Origin of the sequence: Aquabacterium sp., from assembly GCF_004297345.1 — a bacterium.
Taxonomy (GTDB): domain Bacteria; phylum Pseudomonadota; class Gammaproteobacteria; order Burkholderiales; family Burkholderiaceae_C; genus Aquabacterium.
The window spans coordinates 1-4,080 of sequence record NZ_SCTN01000340.1 but is presented as its reverse complement, the minus strand read 5'-3'; the positions used below and the strand labels follow the sequence as shown (position 1 = coordinate 4,080).

Sequence of the window (4,080 nt, the reverse complement as noted above, 5' to 3'; positions counted from 1 at the left end):
CACGAACAGATGTGTGCCGCGTTGAGGCCGCACCACGGGTGGCGTGCCGGACAGGCGATCAGCCCACAGGCCTGTGGCGTTGAACACCCGGCGTGCGCGGATCTCGTGTTCTTCGCCGGTGTCGGCATCGCGCAAGCGCAAGCTGGAACCGCTGGCGTGCGGCTGAACAGTCAGCACTTGTGTGTAGTTGCGTGTGGTGGCCCCTTCCAGCGTGGCTTCCTGCAGTACGCGGATCACCAATCGGCTGTCGTCCGTCAGGGCATCGGTGTAGCGCATGGCACCTTGGAGGCCGTCGGCCTTCAGCGCAGGGTAGGCCTTGAGCACGGCATCGCGGTTCATCCAGCGGTGATCGCGGATGCCGGCCAGCGTGTCATACAGCTTGAGCACGGCCGTCATGGCCCAGCGCCCGGGGAACTTGCCCTGGCGAATCGGGAAGATGTAGGGCATGCGCACGACCAGATCGGGCAACTCGGTGAGCATGCGCTCGCGCTCCTGCAGCGCATGGCGTGTCAGCGTCACGTCGCCCTGGGCGATGTAGCGCAGACCGCCGTGCACCATCTTCGAGGAGCGGCTGGACGTTCCCCATGAGAAGTCCTTCTGCTCGACCAGCAGGACCTTCAACTTGCAGCGCGCAGCCTCCAGCGCGATGCCCGCACCGGTGATGCCGCCGCCGATGACCACGGCATCCCAGCGCTCAACTGCAGAGAGTTCGCTCAGCGAAGGACGTTTCAGCAACTCAGCCATGGAAGTCACCCAGACAGCCTTGGTTGAGCACCTGCGCCTCGTCGAAATAGCGGATCACCTGCCCGATGGCCGCCATGCCCAGCGGGCCCTTTTCAACATGCAGCCACGGCGCGTGATCGCGGCCCACGCCGTGCTGGTGGCTGATCGTGCCGCCCAGTTCCGTGATGGCCGTGGAGGCCGCGCGCTTCATGGCCTGCCAGCGTTGCAGCGTGGTGTCGTAGTTGTCCGAGTTGCGGAAGAAGTAGGTGGTGTAGATGCTCGAGCCCTGCGTGTACATGTGCGACAGGTGGCTGAACACATGGGCCTTTTCTCCATCGCCGGCACGTTCGCGAATGACCGACTCGATGCGCTGCATGGCCGTTGTCACCTGAGACCAGTTCACGCTGGTTTCCAGCGTGTCCACCGAGTAGCCATGCTCCCAGAAGCCGTGGCGCAGATAGGGTGATCGAAAGCGCGAGTGTTCCCACTTCTTGCCCATGAAGGTGCCGCCATAGAAGCCCCCGCCTTGGCGCACGAAGCGCTTGACCTCGCCCAGTACAAAGCGCGCCTGGCGCTTGCTGCCGGTGGTGCCAAAGGTGATCATGCACTTGCCATCAGGACAGCCACGCAGGGCTGCGTAGCGATTGAGCAAGTTGGCTTGCCAGGCGTCCGCGCCCAAGAGCAGGTGCGTGCGCGTCTCTTCAGGGTTGGACAAGCGCAGCATCGATACAGGCGCCTTGGCTTGCACGACTTCGCGCACGATGCCCATGGCCGCCTCCCAAGTGGGCGCAAAGGCCACGTGGAAGGACTCATGCTCGGGCAGGCGCTGCACGCGCACATCAACTTCAGTGATGATGCCCATGCGGCCTTCCGTGCCCATGAAGATCTCGCGCAGATCCGGGCCCGCAGACGAGGCCGGAATGGTCGGAATCTGCAACGTGCCTTTGAGCGTTTCAATGCGGCCGCCCGCAAACAGCTGCTCGATGCGCCCATAGCGGATCGACTGTTGCCCTGAAGACCTGCTGGCCACCCAGCCACCCACCGTGGACAGCTCGAACGATTGCGGGAAGTGGCCCAGCACATAGCCACGCTCAGCGAGTTGCCGCTCCAGTTCAGGGCCGGGCGTGCCAGCGCCAAAGCGGGCGATCTGGCTCGTCTCATCCAGCGAGATCAGCTTGTTCATGCTGGCCATCGACATGGTCAGGATGGGTTGGGCTGATGCAGGCGGTGTGATGTGCCCGGCCACCGAGGTGCCGCCACCGTAGGGGATCACTTGAACACCGTTGTCCTGGGCCCATTTCAGCAAGATGCCGACTTGTTCCGAATCAGTCGGTTCCGCCACGCCATCGGGAAAGTGCCCGAACTGACCTGAGCGCATGGCGTACCAATCAGGCAGGCTCTGGCCGCGCGCATGTCGCACACGCTTTTCAGGTGATCTGGATACCAGCGCATGGTCGGGCAAGCGGCTGGGTGGCACGCTGGCCAGCACGGCTTGCAATGTGGCATCAGGCAGGATGCGGCCCTGACCGATCAGGCCCCGGATGTAGCCCAGGCCGGCTTCCCTGAGCGGGAAGTGGTTGTTCTCGTCACCCCAGCCGTTCCAACGTCGCATGTTTTTCTCGCTTGTATTTGCCAAATCAAAGTCCGTGAAAAACAGTCGCGCAGGCTGGCGCCATCGGGGTATCCAAAGCCCGATATCAAGTGGTTTGCTCACTCAGGGATCAAACGAATCAAACGCCAGCGACCCGTTCCAGAAGGGTTTCAGCGTGACTGCATCACGGTGCCTATTCTTCCGATTTCAAGGCGAAACAGCTTGACCTTCGGTGTCATGGATTGACTGATCGCGCCAATAGATGCGCACTTGCCGAACCAGCATCAAGCCGCGTCAGGCCAGCCCGAACTGCTCAAACACAGCGCGCCACGCCGCCAGCTTGCGCGCGAAAGACCACGATGCATTGGCCGGGCTGGTGGAGGGCAACTTGAACACGGGCAAGCCCAGTGCCTGCGTGATCTTCATGTGCCTGGCCGATTCGCCGCCATTGTGTGCAATAGCCTGTAGCGTAGGTACACGCTGGATCAGGCCGGCGAGGTCATTGAGTTCGGCGCGCTGGATGGCGCTGTCGAGGCTGCCCGCGCGTTCGCAGCCCGCATAGACATCCCAGATCGCCAGACCGTGGGCGCGTGCAATGGGCAGTCGATCCGCATAAGGCAGGGCTTGTAGCGCCTGCGTGCCTTCCAGCCCCCACAAGGCCGAGAGGATGGGCCAGAACTGGTTGCGTGGATGAGCGTAGTACTGCTGGGCTTTCAATGAAGCCACGCCGGGAAAGCTGCCCAATACGAGCAGCCGGGCTCCTTCGCCCACGACGGGGGCCAGGCCAAGCAGTCTGGGGGCGGGTGGCGGCGACATGCGGGCACTGTGCCATAGCCTTGTGACACACTGGCGCCCGTGAAAAGAAGCAAAGCCCCGACCCTGCCTGATGCCACCATCTCCGAAGAAGGTGGCCTGAGATACCTCCATCTGGAAACGCCCTGGATCCAGGGCGCCATGCGCATCCGCCAGCCCCAGAAGCTGGAGCTGGACTACATCCAGCGCATGATGGCCTGGATGCTGCTGCGTGACCCGGCTGATCTGCCCGACACCCGTTGCCTGCAACTGGGCCTGGGCGCTGCCGCCATCACCAAGTACTGCCACAGCGTCCTGCGACTGCCCACCAAGGTGGTCGAGATCAACCCGCAGGTCATCGGCGTGTGCCGCAACTGGTTCCACCTGCCCGAGGACGACGATCGCCTGGAAGTGATCCTGGGCGATGCCGAAAAATACGTGAACCAGGACGATCACATCGCCAGCGCCGATGCCCTGTGCGTGGATCTGTACGACCACGAAGCCGCCAGCCCCGTGCTGGACGACGAAGATTTCTACCGCGCCTGCTGGCGTGTGCTGGACGATGGCGGCGTGATGAGCGTCAACCTGTTCGGCCGCGACGCCAGCTTCGAGCGCAGCGCCGCACGCATCAGCGCGGCCTTTGGAGAAGGCAGGGTGGCCATGCTCAAACCCACCACGGAAGGCAACACCATCGTGCTGGCCTGGAAGGATTTCGACATGCCTGAGCGTGAAGTGCTGGCACAACGTGCCGAAACTTTACAGACCAGATGGTCGCTTCCCGCGCGAAAATGGGTCAAGCTTTTGTCCACCTTCACGCCAGCCGCCTCCCGCAAGAAGACATGACCGCTGCACACGCCTCGTCGTCGGGCGCCCATTCCGGGGCCCATTCCGGCGCCAACAAGCCGCACGCCAAGCGCCCCGTCACGCACAAGGGCCCGCTTGAATGGCGCATGCTGCTGACATGGCTGACCGAG

At 63.2% G+C, this 4,080-nt stretch carries 4 protein-coding genes; 1 reads left to right on the top strand and 3 read right to left on the bottom strand.

The window, feature by feature from the left end:
- The 3 genes from EPO09_RS12475 to EPO09_RS12465 form a co-directional block, all read right to left on the bottom strand.
- Positions 1 to 744 (bottom strand): FAD-dependent oxidoreductase (locus EPO09_RS12475; RefSeq protein WP_290643542.1); only part of this gene is annotated, 744 nt, incomplete at its 3' end.
- A complete protein-coding gene (locus tag EPO09_RS12470; protein ID WP_290643540.1) occupies positions 737 to 2,335 on the bottom strand; it encodes an FAD-binding oxidoreductase in 1,599 nt (532 codons plus the stop codon). The genes EPO09_RS12475 and EPO09_RS12470, both read right to left, overlap by 8 nt.
- 273 nt (positions 2,336 to 2,608) lie before the next feature.
- Entirely contained in the window at positions 2,609 to 3,130 is a 522-nt protein-coding gene (locus EPO09_RS12465) for a DNA-deoxyinosine glycosylase (protein ID WP_290643538.1), read from the bottom strand.
- 39 nt (positions 3,131 to 3,169) lie between these two features.
- Here EPO09_RS12465 and EPO09_RS12460 point away from each other — a divergent pair, with 39 nt between their 5' ends.
- Positions 3,170 to 3,949 (top strand): spermidine synthase, encoded by a 780-nt coding sequence (locus EPO09_RS12460; protein WP_290643536.1) that lies wholly within the window; start codon positions 3,170 to 3,172, stop codon positions 3,947 to 3,949.
- The last annotated feature ends 131 nt before the right edge of the window (positions 3,950 to 4,080 follow it).

Bases quoted from the DNA above. Each gene is read 5' to 3' on its own strand.
- EPO09_RS12470 (WP_290643540.1), bottom strand. From the start codon at position 2,335: ATGCGACGTTGGAACGGCTGGGGTGACGAGAACAACCACTTCCCGCTC.
- EPO09_RS12465 (WP_290643538.1), bottom strand. From the start codon at position 3,130: ATGTCGCCGCCACCCGCCCCCAGACTGCTTGGCCTGGCCCCCGTCGTG.